We start from the raw sequence: 14,419 nt of genomic DNA on the forward strand, positions 1-14,419 counted from the left end.
CAGGATGAATCGTTGGTTAGTGCGAGGTTTTATCCTTTTTTCCGTGACTGGCCTTTTACCAACCATGGCATTGTCGCAGGAAGGAAACGTAGACGAGGCGAGGGAGGCGCTTGCCAGGCAGGAGGGTGATGAGGATTCATCCAAGCAGCTGGAAGAGGTGTTCCAGGCGGCCGAGACCAGCTATTCGCTGCAGAAGAAGGGCACTCACTCCCTGAACTACTCGTTCGATTATTCCTACACCGGTGACCAGCGTCTCGACCTGGCGATCACCGATGGTTCGGTCCGCAACCTCGACGTGGTGCCGTCCGCGACCCACAACTTCACTAATGCGTTTTCCTACGATTATGGCCTGTTGGATAACCTGACCGTCGGTACGCGGATCCCCCTGGTGGTTAAGTACGATACCCAGGACGAACTGAACATCTATGATTTTGGCGATATCTCTGCGACCGCTCGCTGGCAGCCCTTCGCCTATGTTCCGGGCAAGATGTCCACGACGGTTTTCGGCACTTTCACAACCAAGACGGGTGTCAGTCCCTACGAGATTGATATAGGTGAGCAACTGTCCACCGGCAGCGGTTACTATTCGGTTGCCGGCGGCGTAAGTTTCTCAAAAGTGTTGGACCCAGTGGTTGTGTTCGGGTCTACCAGCGCCACCTATAACCTTCCTGAGAGGGACCTCCAACAAGTCCGGGGCGCCAGGGTGTTGCAGGAACTTGAGCCCGGCTTCGGGCTTTCTGGCTCCGCCGGTTTTGCCTATTCGCTGTCCTACGACATTTCCCTCAGCGTTTCCGCCCAGTTGAGTTACAGCGACCAGACCATCCTGTCCTTCAGCGACGGCACTCAGGCCGTTGCTCAGGACCAGATGAGTGGCTTCCTCAGTATGTCGCTGGGCACCCGCGTGAGTGACACCACCATTGTGAACACCAGCCTTGGTATTGGCCTTACCGAAGACGCACCTGATTTCTCGCTGGGCGTGTCCCTGCCCATCCGGTTCTCAGGTCTCAAAGAGTGAGTTCAGCCTCTGACGTTCTACGGGAAGGGAAGATTTCATGGGAATAACCAGCCACAAAAGACAGATTGCCGCTGCCATGATGGCTGCCTCGGTGACCTGTGGTGTCGAGGCGCAGCTGGCGCAGAACCTGACCATCCATCCGAAGGCGCTGGCTCTGGGAAATGCGGTTACAGCCGATCCACCGGGCATTATGGCCATTCATTACAACCCGGCGGGGCTGACCAAGCTGGATGGGCGTCAGCTTGAAGTCAACCTGATGAGCGTTTATCTAGACATTGACGCTGATTTTCACGCACCGGATGGGTACGAGATTTTCGGCATTGATGGCCTGGAAACCGACCCTCTCACCGGTAAGCAGAAAGATCCGGTCGCCAACAAGCACAGCCATACCAACAATGTTGCCCTGTATCTTCCAGGGTTTGGCATATTGCGCGCGCCGCCAGGCCCTGCCATCGCGCCGTCTGCCGGTATCAGCATCAACCCGCCGGGGTCCAAACTGACCTTTGGCAATGCCTTCTACCTGCCGCTGGCCGCCGGTTTCTATCGTGACAAGGACGACCCGGGTCGTTATATGCCACAGGCAACCGCCCTGCAGCGGACAACCTATCTGTCGCCAACCGTTGGGTACAAGATTAACGACGAGTGGTCAGTGGGTGCCGGCATCCATCTGTCGCACATGGGGATTGCCGCGGACCAGTACATGCGTGCGCCCAACATGCTGCTGGGTGTCGCAGAGGTGCTCCAGGACGCGTTCAACTGTGAAAGCGGGGATGAACCCCTGCAGCCGTGGCTTGCCCTCTGTGGGGGAAACGTTGGGCCCTGGGATGATATTGGCGCGTTGAGCATCAACGTGCAGGAAACCCTGTCGCCCACCTACGCGCTGGGTGTGATGTGGGAGCCGACGGAATGGTTCACCTGGGGGGCGAGTTATACCTCAGAAGCCGACATGAACATGAAGGGTACTTTTGAGATCGAGTACACCGATGACTGGTCCGGATTCTGGCAGAGCGTCAACGGCTCGGTACTGGGTGCCATCACTTCCGCGATTCTCAGTCTGCCTTCCGGTGCGCCGAGGGAAGCGGGTAACGTGTCCATGGATCTGACGTATCCCCAGCATTTCCAGACCGGCATCAGTCTTGATGTTCATCCCAAGTTGACGGTTAACGTGGATGTAGGTTGGACGGACTACAAACAGTGGGACGCCTTTGTGTTCCGCTTTGACCGTAATCTGGAGTTCCTGAACGCCGCGCGGATACTGTCGCCACAGAATGCCACGCCGAACACCCTGAGATTGCCGCTCGGCTTCACTGATCAATGGAACTGGGGCTTCGGGCTGGAGTTTCACGCTTCTTCGCGGCTTGATTTGCGGGCCGGCATGGAAATTCGCGACTCTGTCATTCCGGACGACCAGCGCCAAATCATGGCGCCGTTCGGTGGCGCAAATCTCTACAGTGTTGGCATGGGTTACCAGTGGGACAAGGATACCGAGATCGACATGAACCTGAGCTATCTGCACTCAGTGGAAACAATTCCAGCCAACGGTAGCTGTAACTTAAACTGTGACAATATCACCAATATCATCTACAACCCTTATGCGGGGCTGGATGTGAAGACATCACTGCGGGTTGTGATGGCGGGTCTCAGTTTCCGTACCAAATTCTGACGCGAATGCGCTTGCGAACAGGGTGTTGTGCCCCGATGCCGAAAAGCCGTTTTATGGTTGTTGCCTGCCTGGCGCTGGTGCTGCATGGTTGCCAGTTGTCGGGCTCCGATTCGTCCGGAAGCCGCGAAGGCTATTTTACCTGGGTGGACGAGCAGGGGCGGGTACGGCATTCGCCGATACCGCAGAGTTCCGGTGACAGGGATGAGGGCGAGAGCACGGAAGCAGAGGGCGATGGTGCTTCCCGGGCCAGCGCTGTCGAACCAACACCGGCCGGCGACACCTCGTCTGGCGGATATCACGAAGAGTACAACCTCGAGAACTATCCTGATGGCCATCAGCTTGAAAAAGATGGCTATGTTCGTCCGGGCGAACCCAAGCCCTATTTCACCTGGCGGGACGCTCAGGGCAACCTTCGTGTCAGCTATTACCAGCCGGATACCCGCACCGCTGTCGAGAAGGGGCGTATCAAGCCGCCGATTCAACTGACGGAGGCCAGTATCCACCAGCCGGGGGAAACAATCGGGCCGCCGGGCCTGCCGGAAGATGCTGACCCTGAGGCCATGGCAGTCCTGGGAATCGATCCTCGAGAGGAAAGTTTCTTCCAGCAATGGGCAGGGCAATGCTGTCAGGCGCTGGAACGGTCGGAGCCAGAGCAATGGCAGGAAGGTCGTGAATTCGGAGTTTCAATGGGTGACAACGCCCCGCGCCATTCGTTCAGCACGGGTGACAGCCATTACCGCCTGGTCAGGCTGCCGCCGGCGGAGCAAACGACCGATTTCATCCTCCACCTCAGGTCGTTCAACCACGAAGGAATGTTTGTGCCCTCAGTGGCGTTTCTTGATGCCTCGTTCGCCCCGGTTCGAATCGTGACCGATCTGGTGGCCAGATATGTTCCTGAATCCTGGTATCAGTACGGCTACCTTCACGCTTACATTCCGGTGTTTCCGAGCCGGGGTGAGCGTTGGATGGTGATCTTCACCCGCGAGGCGGATCTGGCGGGGCAGACGGTTATTGAGGGCAAGTACGGGCCCAAGGCCATCCCTCACACCCGTACCGGTGAACTCAGTCTCTCCCGCGCTGGCGAGTGACGTTCAGTCTTCCGGCTGGCTCAGGTCCAGCCATTGCTGTGACAGCCAATAATAGCTGCCATCGGGGGCCGGATGGGTGCAGTTGTAGCGAAAGCGGCGACTGTTAAAGCTTTTCGGTGCCTTCAGAACGACTCTGTCCCCACCTGATACCTGGAAGTCTACGCGCCCCTGGCCGGAGGCAAAACAACTCAACCGGTCGACGCTGATGGTGTTAGGTACGGTAAACGAGAGGGTTGGCGGGTTCTCCGAGATAACGCCGTCCGGCAGCTGGCTGGCATCGACCGGCAGCGCCTTGCTGCGTAATTTGTCCTCGAGGCTGTTCAGTTGTCCGTACGCGTTCGCCACCGGAAACCGGGGCAGACGTGTGGCGGCGGAAGTCTCCCCGATGGCGCCGGATTGCTGTCCAAAGCCGAGCCAGCCGCGTGCCTCAATCTTGCGTAATAATGCGTCGTCAAACTCACCGTAGGGATAGGCAAACATAGGCACGTTGGTCCCCAGTTTTTCGGAGAGTGTTTCCTGGGCCCCATCCAGGCTGCGATCGACACGTGCTTCCCAGTCGCTATCGGATTCACCAGGGCGTTTTGCCAGGTGGCCGTGGTCTTTGCTGTGGTTGGCGATGGTCACGCCGTCGCGGTCTTTGACTTCCCGCAACTGATCCCAGGTCATATAGCCATGGCTACCCACCGCCTCGGTATTGACGAATATGGTGTACTCATACCCCCGCTCTTGCAGGGCTGGCGCCGCCTGTGAATAGACGGACTCGTAAGCATCATCAAAGGTAATGGCAACTTGGGATTTGTTGCTCAAGTCACCCGCCAGTGCTGCTCGGGTTCCCGATTCGAGCGGAACGACCTCCAGCCCAAGGTCTTCAATCATATCCATTTGTCCCTGGAACAGGGACACTGACGTACTGGTGGAGGATGGCGTCGAGTCACTGACATGATGGTACTGAAGCACTACCAGATCGGCATTGACCGTCAGGGCGAATCCCGCAAGGGGCATAAGCAAAAGGGATCGGATCGTCGTTCGTGTTGCCATTGGGGTGTCCTTGAAATCGTGATATCCGCTGCAATCAGGTCCGAAAATGTGCCTTCAGCACGGCGAAGGCCTGGTTCAGGTCCTGGATGGCTTCGGTTTCGCCACCCCGGTCCGGATGTGCGTGCATGACTGCCCGGCGAAAGCGTTGTTTTACGTCGTCAAAGCCTGGCGGAATGGATTCAAAACCCAGGACCGCCGCTGCTTCACGTGCCTCCGTGGCTGCGGGCCGGTAGCCACTGCGCCCGGCCCAAAAGTCATCCATCATCCGGTTGATGGCGTCTTCCGGCAGCTCGTACTTGGATAGGTCCAGATAAAATTTTCGCAACTCATCCATGCGGTCGGGCATACCTGCGCCTGCCACTACAGCACTTTTCCGGAGTTGAATCACCAGTGGCGAAATGGCCAGTGCTTCTCCGCTGGCGGCGAGCTGATCTCTTAGCCGGTAAAGCACATGGAACAGCAGGAAATGAACCGGATAGAGCTTGTCCGGCTCACCGAAGTTGACCTCACCAATCAGCTCCCAGGGCGGCTTTTGCAGGGTTTTGATAAGGCCCAGCTCGTTGATTCCGGCTGGGTGCCGACGAAGGATATGCTCAGTGGCAACCAGCAGGTGCTGAATCTGAAAATTCAGCGTCTCATCGGGTGCGTCAGCATCCAGCGCCTTGGCGCCCTGTGTTGCGGTATCGGGTTGATTCATGCCCCAATGGTAGGCGACAGGGCGCCGTTACGGAAGAGGCATGTCCCCCTCCAACCCTTTCAGGAACAGGTTGGTTGCGAACCGGGTGGCGTTCCTGGCTTCGGCCTCGGCGTCGGCGGGCCGATCGTGGGCGCGGTACGCCAGGCGCAGGCTGAGCTCGTAGCCCACACCGAAAAAGGCGGCGCACAGGTACTCTTCGTCCATCTCCGGCAACAGGCCGCGCTCAACGGCGGTTCTGACGTCGTCCTCAAGGGAGAGCATGGCAAGCCCGAGAATGTCCGAGCCGAACAGTTCACGGATAGCACGGTCGTTACGATGCGCCAGCTCGTAAACCAATGGGTCGCTGGCGGTGGCCCGGAACAGCGCCAGGTACGCGAAATAGACGAAGTCTTCGGCAGAATTTGCGGACTTTCGGCACTCGGTAAGGTTGTGATTGAGGCCGCTCAGGAAATCTGTCAGCAGAGCTGCAAAAATGTCCTGTTTGCTGGAAAAGTAATTGTAGAAGGTGCCTGCCGCCAGGCCGGTGCGGCGTACGATATCGCGGATGGTGGAGTTGTCGTACCCCCGCTCCCGGAAGCACTCCCGTGCCGCGTCAAGAATGGCGCTGCGGTTGCGAATACGGTTGAATTCCCGTTTACCGGTGGCTTCCGGTTTTGTGTCTAACATATCCATGTCTGTATCCTGTCCCTGGAACTTTTGCACGCGTATAATCCGACGCTCACTGACCTTATGAACGACGTTTTCCTATGCCCGAAGCAATAACTGCCAACTCCGAAACCGCCCAGGCTCCTGAAGCGGAGCGCAAACAGAAACTGGAACTGAACAAGCTGCAGAAGCGCCTGCGCCGGGAAATGGGGCAGGCGATTGCTGATTTCTCGATGATCGAAGCTGGTGACAAAGTCATGTGCTGCCTGTCTGGCGGCAAGGACTCCTACGCCATGCTCGATATCCTGTTGAATCTCCAGAAAAGCGCGCCGGTGCGCTTTGAGCTGATTGCTGTGAACCTGGATCAGAAACAGCCCGGCTTCCCGGAGGAAGTGCTGCCTGAGTACCTTTCGGCTCTTGGGATTGAGTATCACATCATCGAGAAGGACACCTACAGTATTGTTAAGGAAAAAGTGCCGGAAGGGAAGACCACCTGCGGACTTTGTTCCCGTCTACGTCGCGGAATTCTTTATAATTTTGCGGAAGAGCACGGCGTTACCAAGATTGCTTTGGGGCACCATCGGGATGACCTGCTGGAAACGTTGTTCCTGAACATGTTCTATGGCGGCAAGCTGAAATCCATGCCGCCGGTGCTACACAGTGACGACGGCCGGAACACGGTGATTCGCCCGTTGGCATACAGCCGGGAGAAAGACATTGCCCGTTATGCGCGCTTGCGCGAGTTCCCGATCATTCCCTGCAATCTCTGCGGCTCCCAGGAAAACCTGCAGCGTCAGGTAATCAAGGACATGTTTCAGGGCTGGGACAAGCAGCACCCGGGGCGCCTGGAAACCATGTTTCGGGCCATGTGCAACGTTGAGCCGTCACACCTCGCCGATACCTCTCTGTACAACTTCCGCGAGGGTCACCGCCATTCTGAACCGGGCCAAAGTGCCGGGACTGTCGAGCCGCAAACACCTGATTTCGGACGGTTGGATGTGCTCAATATCTGACCGGTTCGAGCTGGCAGTCCGGCCCTTGCCTATCAGTGACCTGTATGCAGAAGGGCGGTGACAGGAAGGGTCCAGATACCAAAACCGATCAGCAGTAGCCCGGCGATCTGCCGAAAGTGTTGGTGTTCCCGCAGTTTTCGTATCCAGGTGGCGGCGTAACCGGTGGCCAGCATGGACGGCAGGGTACCGAGGCCGAAGAACAACATGGTGGCGGCCGCGCTACCCACCGAGGGTTGCAGGGCGGCCCAGCCCAGGGTGCTGTAGACCAGCCCGCAGGGCAGCCAGCCCCAGAGCGCGCCCAGGATGAGCGATTGGTGGAAGTGATGCACCGGGAGCACCCGAGCGGTGAGCGGTGATAGCCGTTTCCAGACCGGGGCGCCGATGCGTTCCACGTAGCGAATGCCTTGCCACCACTGCCCCATGGACAGCCCCATCAGGATCAGAAGAATTCCTGCCATTGTTCGAAGTATCGGGCCAAGTTGCGCCCAATAGGCCGAGGCGCTGGTGCTCAGCAGCGCGATCAGGGCGGCAATCGCCGCATAGCTGCCAATCCGCCCGCCATTGAAGGCGAGCAGCATGCCGGTCTGGCGAACACGAAAGCCCCGGCCAACGGGCAGTGCCATGGACAGGGACGCGCTGATCCCTCCGCACATACTCAGGCAATGGGTGCTGCCGAGCAGACCAATCAGGAAGGCACTGGAGTAACTCAGGTAAAGTTCTTCGCCCATCAGGATTTGTGGCTATCGCCCGGCTCCTCGGCAGAGTTGGCATCCTGCTTGGGCTGTTTGGCGTCGTCCGGGATCATGTCTTTGTCATCGTCATAGAGGATGCGATGGGCTGGTCCATCAAGGTCATCGTACTGGCCATTCTTGACGGCCCACGAGAACAGCAGGATGCCTAGTGCCACCAGGATCAGCATGACCGGAACCAGGATCATTACGATTTGCACAGGGCTACCTCAGACGTATTGGGTGATTCAGTGTTCACGGTATCAGGACGTTGCTTCGGCGCCAACCGCCGGGTTGTGAAACGCCGGGTTGCCTCGCTGCCTGCCAAGCCGCATGGCATTGAGTACCACCACCAGTGAGCTGAGTGACATGCCGATGGCCGCCAGCCAGGGTGGAACCAAGCCTGCTGCTGCCAGGGGCAGGGCGCAGACGTTGTAGGCCAGTGCCCAGGCCATGTTCTGGCGGATGACGCGGCGTGTGTCCTGGCCGGCTTTCAGAGCTTCGGGCAGTTGCGTCAATTGCCCGCTCAACAGTACTGCATCGGCCTTGAGTTGGGTCAGATCGGCAGCGCTCCCCATGGCCACGGATACACCAGCACCGGCCATGGAAGGCAGATCATTGAGACCATCACCCACCATCATGATGTGGTGGCCCTGGTCGCGGAGGTTCTCCAGCACACGGAGTTTGTCTTCCGGTGAAGCCTGGCCAATGGCCTCATCAATACCGAGCCTGCCCGCTATCTGCTCAACGTGTCCTGAGCGGTCACCGCTGAGAAGGATGGTGCGCAGTCCTGCGTTTTGCAGGGCCTGGACGGCCTCTCGTGCATCCGACCTGGGCTCGTCGTCCAGTGTGAACCGGGCCAGCCAGTCACGGTCCGTGGCCAGCCAAATCTCTATACCATTGGAGGCGTTGGATGCGGGCGCCGGGCTACCCACCCTCTGTTCCACAAAATCCCGGTGTCCGATATAGAGGGGAGCACCGTTTACCTGTCCCGACAGACCACCACCCAAGTGGTTTTGTACGTGCCTGGCGGCGTTACCGGGTATCTGGTGGAATACCCTGGCGATAGGGTGTTCCGAATGCTTCTCCAGGCTGGCAGCCAGTTGCCGGCACTGGCCCGCATCAAGGGCAGCAAAGGTGCGGGTATTCACCAGGCTGAGCTCGCCTCGGGTCAGGGTCCCGGTTTTGTCGAAAATCACCGTATCGATGGTGTTCAGGGATTCCAGGGTGTGTCCGCGTGTCGGAAGGAAGCCCAGCTTGCGGAGCCTCATGGTTGCCGACGTTATTGCCGTTGGAGTGGCAAGTGAGAGGGCGCAGGGGCAGGTTACTACCAATACCGAGAGCGTAATGTCGAAGGCATTATCGGCGCCGGCCAGCCACCAGCCAATCCAGATCAGCGGGGCCAGGATCAGCACGCGGCTGACAAACACACCGGCAATTCGATCAGCCGCCAGCGCAACGGGCGGTTTCTCAGCCTGCACCCGATCCAGTACCCGTAAAATGCCGGACAGCCTGGTTTGTGCGCCGGCACGGCGAACCTCAATGTCCAAAGGGCTGGCGCCGTTGATGCTGCCAGCATGGACGGGGTCACCCTCACTGCGGGTTTCTGGCAGATATTCACCGGTTAACGCCGCTTCGTTAAGGGTGGAGTGGCCGCTAACGATGACGCCGTCTGCGGGCAATGTCTCGCCGGGCCGGATGCGAAGGATATCGCCTGCAACGAGGTCGTGGGTGGCAACGATATCACTGTCGTTCCCTCGGATGCGGTTGGCGACCATGGGCTGGAAGCCGGCCAGTGCATTGCCGGTCAGCCCGGCGCGGTAACGGGCCTGCATTTCGATGTAGCGGCCAAGCTGCAGGAAAAAGGTGAACATGCAGACAGACTCGAAATAGACTTCCTCGCCGCCAAACACCGTCACCCAGGCGCTGGCAACATAGGCCAGGCCAATGGCCGTGGCCACCGGCACGTCCATGGTCAGGTGGCGGCTGCGAAGATCCCTGAACGCGTTAGTGAAGAAAGGGCGAGCGCTATAAAACACAACGGGGGTGGCGACCAGAAGACTGAACCAGCGGAAAAAACTGACAAACTCTGGCGACAGGTCATTCACCAGCTCGAAATATAGAGGAAAAGCCAGCATCATACTCTGGAACGAGGCTATCCCAGCGACGGCAAGGCGGATCAGTGCGGAGCGATGTTCGGCTTTCAGGGCTTTTTCGGCCTCATCGGCCTGATAGGGGCGGGCACGGTAGCCCAGTTCATGGACCGCAATCAGTAACTGGCTGAGTTTTGAGTGCTCCGGGTTCCAGACGAGCCGCGCGCGCTGGGTGCTGTGATTGACGGAAAACGACACCACGCCCGGTTGCCTGGCCATGTGGTTTTCCAGTAACCAGATGCAAGCAGCGCAGGTAATGCCGCTTACCAGCAATGTGGCTTCCTGGCCGGCGGTAACAGGAGATACAAACGACTTCTGAACCAGAGGATGGTCCACTTCGAGAATACGATTACGTTCGGAATCGCTGAGCGCCTTCGGCGTGACGGCCGGCTCGGTGCGGAACTGGTAGAACCCGGTGAGACCTTCGGCGCGAATAGTCTCACAGACCGCTTTGCACCCAACGCAGCAGAAGTGGCGCAGCGCCCCTTCGAGTTCCAGGGTGATGGGTGGCGTTCCAATGGCCGGCTCACCACAATGATAACAATCCAAGGGGGTCACCCGCGGTCTTCTGTGACCGCACCGAGGCTCAGGGAACGTTGCGACGGCAGGCTGGACTCACCCTTCAGTCGCCATTGGTTGTCCGGGCCACGCAGGTCAAAATACCAGCGGCCTTCAATCGGCTGATTTAGGGTGGCGCTGTACAGTCCTTCACCGATTGCCCGGAACTGAATGGTGCGGTCGTACTCCGACATGGTCGGGTGGTACAGGCTCAGTATCAGGTAAGGGTAGTCTGCAGGACCGTTGGCAGTATCCATGGAGAGGGTGATTTCCCGTTCGCCAAACGTCATGTCGGCCTTCAGGCCCAGGTCTTCAGCTTTCTGGTCGCGGGCGATCGCCATGTTGATCCCGCGACCCTCCTTGGAATAGTCATCGGTAACCATGGAGTTATCGGTATTTATCGCGACGGTGATGGCAATGGAGCACCAGATAATAGCGGCGCCGGGGAATATCAGCAGGAACCACAGCCAGGGTTGCCGGTACCAGGGAACGACGGGTGCGTTTTCATTCATAGTGCTGTCTCTCAAGGCTGGTCCCTCTGGTGGGTGTCAGGGAATCAGCGATTTGGACCGACAAACCGGCTTTCGGTTTCAAGAACGAGCGATTTGTCGGATTGTGATTCAAGCGTGAAGACAATGGCATTGTTGCTTTCCGAGATGTTCTCAGGTGCGACATCCACCACCGTCGGCAGTGCCCGGTTTTCACTGCTCGCCACAGTCAGGGTGTTCTCGGTCAGCAGCCGGATGCCTTCCAGGCCTGAAACCGAGATCGTAAAGGTTTGCGGCACTTCCGACATGTTGTCGACTTTCAGCGTGTAGGTGTTCTCTACCCGGCCTTCACCGTTAAAGCTGAAGAGGGCGCCCCGATCCCTCAGAACATCAAGTTGTGCCGGAACCCGGGTGGCAATGGTGAATATAATCGCACCAACCATCAGCGCCAATACCAATCCGTAACCGAAGGTGCGCGGCCTCATCAACTTCGAGGTTTTACCCTCCAGTTCGTTCTCAGTGGTGTAGCGAATCAGGCCGCGGGGATACTCCATCTTGTCCATGACTTCGTCGCAGGCATCAATGCACAACGCGCAGCCAATACACTCGTACTGCAGTCCGTCGCGAATGTCGATGCCGGTGGGACAAACCTGAACGCACTGACCACAATCGATGCAGTCACCGAGGCCCAGTTCCGAAGGTTCAATGCCTTTTTTGCGCCCGCCGCGGGGCTCTCCCCGGTTGGGATCATAGGACACCACGCGGGTATCAGGGTCGAACATAACGGACTGGAAGCGGGCGTAAGGGCACATATACAGACATACCTGCTCGCGCAGCCAGCCGGCGTTCAGATAGGTGGCGGCTGTAAAGAAGGCCACCCAGAAATAGGCCCAACCGTTGGCCTGTAATGTGAACAGGTCGGTGATGAGCTCACGGATGGGGTAGAAGTAACCAACAAAGGTCAGGCCGGTGGCCAGCGCAATCAGCAGCCAGGCGGAGTGCTTCGCGGATTTTTTGGCGATTTTCTCGACGGAACGGGGCGCCTTGTCCAGTTTCATCCGCTTGTTGCGGCTGCCCTCTATACGCTCCTCCACCCACATGAAGATAAACGTCCAAACGGTCTGGGGGCATGTATAACCACACCACACGCGGCCAAACAGCGTGGTGATAAAAAACAGACCAAAAGCGGCGATGATCAGCATACCCGACAGCAGGATAAAATCCTGGGGATAGAACGTGGTTCCATAAAGATGGAATTCCCGTGCCGGGAGATCGAAATGAATCAGTGGCTGACCATCCACGGTAAACCAGACGAACAGGAAGTACATGCCCATCAGGGCTGTCAGGCTGACATTCCGGATACGCTGAAAGAAGCCCTTCTTGACCCCTTTGACGTAGATCTTTTTGCGGCTGGCGTATAGCTCGACAGTTCCGGTGTTTTTATTGTTGTCGGAGGTGTCAGAGGACGGGTCAATCTGTTTGACCGGAATCTCACTGCTCATCGTTACCTCCCGATGATGTGGCGCCCTGATTCACAGTGGACTGTGGGGCAGTCGATCTTCTCAAGCCTTGGTCCGCAGGTTGCAGGCCAAGGGTTGAGCAGACCGGGCCGGGACAGAATCCCGGCCGGGTACTCAGTTGGACAGGCTATAGACGTACGCAGCCAAGATCTGGATCTGGTCGTCGGAGAGCCGACCGCCCTGTGCGGGCATCTGGTTCGCACGACCGTTCACCACGGTTTCCTTGATCCACTCGTAGGTGGAGCCGTACAGCCAGGTATTGTCAGTGAGGTTCGGAGCACCCATGGCCTGGTTACCCTTGCCGTTCTCACCGTGACAAGCCGAACAGGCCTGTGCAAACACCTGCTCGCCCTTGGCTGCCGCTTCCTCGTCCTTTGCCCGGTCGCTAAAGCTGAGCACGTAGTTGACTACCTGATCAATCTGATCAGAGGTCATGCCCGGCATCATGCCCTTGGCAGGCATGTTTCCGTTACGGCCTTGGTGGAGGGTGGTCAGGATGGTGTCCGGATCGCCGCCATACAGCCAATCGTCATCCGTCAGGTTAGGAAAGCCGAGGGAGCCGCGCCCGGCCGAGCCATGGCACACGGCGCAGTTGTTGGCGAACAAACGCTGGCCCATCTTCATGGCATCGTCGTTCTCAGCCAACTCGGCCACCGGTGTGTCACCGAACTTGGCGTAAAGCTCGCCGTAACGGGCATCCGCCTGTTGCATTTCGGCCTGCCACTGGTTCTCGGCAGTCCATCCCAGCAACCCTTTGTAGTTACCCAGGCCTGGGTACAGGGCGAGATAGCCCAGCGCGAAAACACAGGTCGCGATAAAAAGGTAGTACCACCACTTGGGCAGCGGGTTGTCGTATTCTTCAATGCCATCGAACGAATGACCAACGGTTTTGTTGGTTTCAGTATCGGTGGTCTGGCCCTTGCGGGTGGCATACAGAAGCCACCAACAGCCAAACACGGTACCGAGCACGATCACGCTGATCCAGATGCTCCAGAAGGTACTCATTGCTTTTTCTCCGTCTGTTCCTGTTCAAGAGTACGCTTTTCCACGTCGTCATCCTCGAAGGGCAGGTGGGAAGCCTCTTCGTTGGGCTTCTTCCGGTGGGCGCTGTAGGCCCACCAGATGATGCCAAGAAACATGGCCATAATGACCAGTGAGTGAATGCCGCGTAACTCGTTAATATCCATGGGGATCACCGTTTATCTGAAATCACGGTACCAAGCTGTTGCAGGTACGCCACCAGGGCTTCGATTTCGAATTTGCCCCTGACTTCGTCGGCGGCACCGGCAACCTGCTCATCGGTATAGGGCACGCCCAGAGTCTGGAGCGTTTCCAGCTTGGACTCGGTGCTGGTGTGATCGATGCGATTCTCGAACAGCCACGGGAAGGCGGGCATGTTGGATTCAGGCACAACGCTGCGGGGATCGTACAGGTGCTGACGCTGCCAGGCGTCGGAGTAGCGACCACCGACACGGGCAAGGTCAGGACCTGTACGCTTGGAGCCCCACAGGAACGGACGGTCGTAGACAAACTCGCCCGCGACGGAGTAATGGCCGTAACGCTCGGTTTCTGCGCGGAACGGACGGATCTGCTGGGTGTGGCAGACGTGGCAGCCTTCACGGATGTAAATGTCCCGGCCTTCCAGTTCCAGTGCCGACAGGGGCTCCAGGCCCTCGACCGGCTCGTTGGTCTCATCCAGGAAGAACAGTGGAACCACCTCTGCCAGGAACCCGCCGCTGATGGTGAAGATGATCAGCACGATCATCAGCCCCAGGTTCTTTTCAACTATTTCGTGTTTCATTGATTCTGTCTC

At 58.1% G+C, this 14,419-nt stretch carries 15 protein-coding genes; 4 read left to right on the forward strand and 11 right to left on the reverse strand.

Annotation, left to right across the window (positions count from 1 at the left end):
* Nucleotides 1-4 precede the first annotated feature (4 nt).
* Genes MDG893_RS10115 through MDG893_RS10125 form a run of 3 tightly spaced genes read left to right on the forward strand, consistent with a single transcriptional unit; the run spans nucleotide 5 to nucleotide 3,766 of the window.
* Nucleotides 5-1,015 carry a hypothetical protein gene (locus tag MDG893_RS10115; protein WP_007153681.1) on the forward strand — a complete coding sequence of 337 codons (1,011 nt, stop codon included), beginning with the start codon at nucleotides 5-7 and terminating at the stop codon, nucleotides 1,013-1,015.
* A 37-nt stretch (nucleotides 1,016-1,052) separates the two neighbouring features.
* Nucleotides 1,053-2,678: an OmpP1/FadL family transporter gene (locus MDG893_RS10120; RefSeq protein WP_007153682.1), complete on the forward strand. Its 1,626-nt coding sequence runs from the start codon at nucleotides 1,053-1,055 to the stop codon at nucleotides 2,676-2,678.
* Between the two features lie 35 nt (nucleotides 2,679-2,713).
* A complete protein-coding gene (locus tag MDG893_RS10125) occupies nucleotides 2,714-3,766 on the forward strand; it encodes a MalM family protein (protein ID WP_007153683.1) in 1,053 nt (350 codons plus the stop codon).
* A 3-nt stretch (nucleotides 3,767-3,769) separates the two neighbouring features.
* Here MDG893_RS10125 and MDG893_RS10130 read toward each other — a convergent pair whose 3' ends face one another.
* From MDG893_RS10130 to MDG893_RS10140, 3 genes are read right to left on the reverse strand one after another with little or no spacing between them, the layout of a single operon-like run.
* A complete protein-coding gene (locus MDG893_RS10130) occupies nucleotides 3,770-4,804 on the reverse strand; it encodes a polysaccharide deacetylase family protein (protein WP_040474495.1) in 1,035 nt (344 codons plus the stop codon).
* 34 nt (nucleotides 4,805-4,838) lie between these two features.
* Entirely contained in the window at nucleotides 4,839-5,501 is a 663-nt protein-coding gene (locus tag MDG893_RS10135; RefSeq protein ID WP_007153685.1) for a DNA-J related domain-containing protein, read from the reverse strand.
* Nucleotides 5,502-5,528: 27 nt separating this feature from the next.
* Nucleotides 5,529-6,173, reverse strand: coding sequence for a TetR/AcrR family transcriptional regulator (locus MDG893_RS10140; RefSeq protein ID WP_007153686.1), 645 nt, complete (start codon nucleotides 6,171-6,173; stop codon nucleotides 5,529-5,531).
* Between the two features lie 74 nt (nucleotides 6,174-6,247).
* On the opposite strand from MDG893_RS10140, the gene ttcA reads away from it, so the two are divergent.
* Nucleotides 6,248-7,159: a tRNA 2-thiocytidine(32) synthetase TtcA gene (ttcA, locus tag MDG893_RS10145; RefSeq protein ID WP_007153687.1), complete on the forward strand. Its 912-nt coding sequence runs from the start codon at nucleotides 6,248-6,250 to the stop codon at nucleotides 7,157-7,159.
* A 32-nt stretch (nucleotides 7,160-7,191) separates the two neighbouring features.
* On the opposite strand, the gene MDG893_RS10150 is transcribed toward ttcA, so the two are convergent.
* From MDG893_RS10150 to ccoO, 8 genes are all read right to left on the reverse strand, one after another.
* Nucleotides 7,192-7,887, reverse strand: a complete 696-nt coding sequence (locus MDG893_RS10150) for a sulfite exporter TauE/SafE family protein (RefSeq protein ID WP_007153688.1) — start codon at nucleotides 7,885-7,887, stop codon at nucleotides 7,192-7,194.
* On the reverse strand, nucleotides 7,887-8,096 hold the full coding sequence (gene ccoS, locus MDG893_RS10155) for a cbb3-type cytochrome oxidase assembly protein CcoS (protein ID WP_007153689.1): 210 nt from the start codon (nucleotides 8,094-8,096) through the stop codon (nucleotides 7,887-7,889). The genes MDG893_RS10150 and ccoS overlap by 1 nt, the downstream gene beginning before the upstream one ends.
* 54 nt (nucleotides 8,097-8,150) lie before the next feature.
* Complete coding sequence (locus MDG893_RS10160; protein ID WP_007153690.1) at nucleotides 8,151-10,598, reverse strand: heavy metal translocating P-type ATPase; 2,448 nt, start codon at nucleotides 10,596-10,598, stop codon at nucleotides 8,151-8,153.
* Entirely contained in the window at nucleotides 10,595-11,110 is a 516-nt protein-coding gene (locus MDG893_RS10165) for a FixH family protein (RefSeq protein ID WP_007153691.1), read from the reverse strand. The genes MDG893_RS10160 and MDG893_RS10165 overlap by 4 nt, the downstream gene beginning before the upstream one ends.
* Before the next feature lie 44 nt (nucleotides 11,111-11,154).
* On the reverse strand, nucleotides 11,155-12,588 hold the full coding sequence (ccoG, locus tag MDG893_RS10170) for a cytochrome c oxidase accessory protein CcoG (RefSeq protein WP_007153692.1): 1,434 nt from the start codon (nucleotides 12,586-12,588) through the stop codon (nucleotides 11,155-11,157).
* A 132-nt stretch (nucleotides 12,589-12,720) separates the two neighbouring features.
* A complete protein-coding gene (gene ccoP, locus MDG893_RS10175; RefSeq protein ID WP_007153693.1) occupies nucleotides 12,721-13,611 on the reverse strand; it encodes a cytochrome-c oxidase, cbb3-type subunit III in 891 nt (296 codons plus the stop codon).
* Entirely contained in the window at nucleotides 13,608-13,793 is a 186-nt protein-coding gene (locus tag MDG893_RS10180) for a CcoQ/FixQ family Cbb3-type cytochrome c oxidase assembly chaperone (protein WP_007153694.1), read from the reverse strand. The genes ccoP and MDG893_RS10180 overlap by 4 nt, the downstream gene beginning before the upstream one ends.
* A gap of 5 nt (nucleotides 13,794-13,798) precedes the next feature.
* Nucleotides 13,799-14,407, reverse strand: a complete 609-nt coding sequence (gene ccoO, locus MDG893_RS10185; RefSeq protein WP_007153695.1) for a cytochrome-c oxidase, cbb3-type subunit II — start codon at nucleotides 14,405-14,407, stop codon at nucleotides 13,799-13,801.
* Nucleotides 14,408-14,419 lie beyond the last annotated feature (12 nt).

Origin of the sequence: Marinobacter algicola DG893 (assembly GCF_000170835.1) — a bacterium.
GTDB classification, from domain to species: Bacteria; Pseudomonadota; Gammaproteobacteria; order Pseudomonadales; family Oleiphilaceae; genus Marinobacter; species Marinobacter algicola.

What these genes read in the sequence shown, in the direction of transcription:
- MDG893_RS10115 (WP_007153681.1), top strand. Translation starts at nt 5, where the DNA reads ATGAATCGTTGGTTAGTGCGAGGTTTTATCCTTTTTTCCGTGACTGGC.
- MDG893_RS10120 (WP_007153682.1), top strand. Translation starts at nt 1,053, where the DNA reads ATGGGAATAACCAGCCACAAAAGACAGATTGCCGCTGCCATGATGGCT.
- MDG893_RS10125 (WP_007153683.1), top strand. Translation starts at nt 2,714, where the DNA reads ATGCCGAAAAGCCGTTTTATGGTTGTTGCCTGCCTGGCGCTGGTGCTG.
- MDG893_RS10130 (WP_040474495.1), bottom strand. Translation starts at nt 4,804, where the DNA reads ATGGCAACACGAACGACGATCCGATCCCTTTTGCTTATGCCCCTTGCG.
- MDG893_RS10135 (WP_007153685.1), bottom strand. Translation starts at nt 5,501, where the DNA reads ATGAATCAACCCGATACCGCAACACAGGGCGCCAAGGCGCTGGATGCT.
- MDG893_RS10140 (WP_007153686.1), bottom strand. Translation starts at nt 6,173, where the DNA reads ATGGATATGTTAGACACAAAACCGGAAGCCACCGGTAAACGGGAATTC.
- ttcA (WP_007153687.1), top strand. Translation starts at nt 6,248, where the DNA reads ATGCCCGAAGCAATAACTGCCAACTCCGAAACCGCCCAGGCTCCTGAA.
- MDG893_RS10150 (WP_007153688.1), bottom strand. Translation starts at nt 7,887, where the DNA reads ATGGGCGAAGAACTTTACCTGAGTTACTCCAGTGCCTTCCTGATTGGT.
- ccoS (WP_007153689.1), bottom strand. Translation starts at nt 8,096, where the DNA reads ATGATCCTGGTTCCGGTCATGCTGATCCTGGTGGCACTAGGCATCCTG.
- MDG893_RS10165 (WP_007153691.1), bottom strand. Translation starts at nt 11,110, where the DNA reads ATGAATGAAAACGCACCCGTCGTTCCCTGGTACCGGCAACCCTGGCTG.
- ccoG (WP_007153692.1), bottom strand. Translation starts at nt 12,588, where the DNA reads ATGAGCAGTGAGATTCCGGTCAAACAGATTGACCCGTCCTCTGACACC.
- ccoP (WP_007153693.1), bottom strand. Translation starts at nt 13,611, where the DNA reads ATGAGTACCTTCTGGAGCATCTGGATCAGCGTGATCGTGCTCGGTACC.
- MDG893_RS10180 (WP_007153694.1), bottom strand. Translation starts at nt 13,793, where the DNA reads ATGGATATTAACGAGTTACGCGGCATTCACTCACTGGTCATTATGGCC.
- ccoO (WP_007153695.1), bottom strand. Translation starts at nt 14,407, where the DNA reads ATGAAACACGAAATAGTTGAAAAGAACCTGGGGCTGATGATCGTGCTG.